Here is a 767-nt window from a genome sequence, read left to right as displayed (position 1 = left end):
TCGCCTCGTCGCGGCGGGTCAGTCTGCCCTCCCGCTTCAGCGGCTCACGCCCTGACGGATGGGGTATCCGGGGTACAGATTTATTGCGTTTACCGGAAAAAAGACTGAACATCTACAGCGCCTCCGTTCTTTCACCCGTCAGGGCATACTGTGTGCGGGTGTAAAAAGGAAAGATCGTGCTGTACCCCGGCACCGGCGCGCTGCCGTCGGCCAGATGCGGGAAGACGTACATCACCATGTCGGGGTTCGGCAGCCGCGGGAACTGCTGGCTGAGTTCGCTTTCCTGCGTGCGGCTGTAGCTCTCTGCCTGCGTGCGGTCGCCTTGCCGTTCCGGCTCCGTCAGCGACCGGCGCAGCGCGTCCCGGGCCTGCGCCCCCTGCTGCGCGCTGCCCGACCGGTGCTGCCATAAGTCCAGCATCGTGCTGTCCCCGGCCGGCAGTATTGCCTCCTTACTGCTGCTGCATCCGGCCAGCAGCATTGCCAGCGCCACTGCCGGCAGATATCCTTTAATCAGTTTCACCATTACGGTATGCCCCCTCATCGCTAATCCAGCCCGCCACCGTCAGCATCGCTGCCCGGCAGCGTGAAGTCGTATTTCACCCGGCGCCCTTTTTCGGCATAGTCAATATTCAGCTGGCGTGAGATGTGTACCGCCACCGGCGCCCCGGGCGGGACGTACACCGCGTCAAAGGTCTGCCCGTAGCGCTCCTTCACCCACTGCGCCACCTCCTTAAAGCTGCCGCCCAGCGCCTGGCCCAGCACCGCCT

General features: G+C 64.0%; 1 protein-coding gene and 1 pseudogene. Both read right to left on the bottom strand.

Going from position 1 to position 767, the window contains the following annotated elements:
* Positions 1-112: 112 nt before the first annotated feature.
* Entirely contained in the window at positions 113-523 is a 411-nt protein-coding gene (locus BZK42_RS27955) for a TIGR03751 family conjugal transfer lipoprotein (protein WP_080861640.1), read from the bottom strand.
* A gap of 20 nt (positions 524-543) precedes the next feature.
* Positions 544-767: pseudogene (locus tag BZK42_RS27950) on the bottom strand (TIGR03752 family integrating conjugative element protein); the annotation flags it as partial.

The sequence above is a fragment of the Citrobacter braakii genome (assembly GCF_002075345.1).
GTDB classification, from domain to species: domain Bacteria; phylum Pseudomonadota; class Gammaproteobacteria; order Enterobacterales; family Enterobacteriaceae; genus Citrobacter; species Citrobacter braakii.
This window is presented reverse-complemented; position numbering and strand designations above follow the sequence as displayed.

Coding starts and splice junctions, on each gene's coding strand:
- BZK42_RS27955 (WP_080861640.1), bottom strand. CDS start 523: ATGGTGAAACTGATTAAAGGATATCTGCCGGCAGTGGCGCTGGCAATG.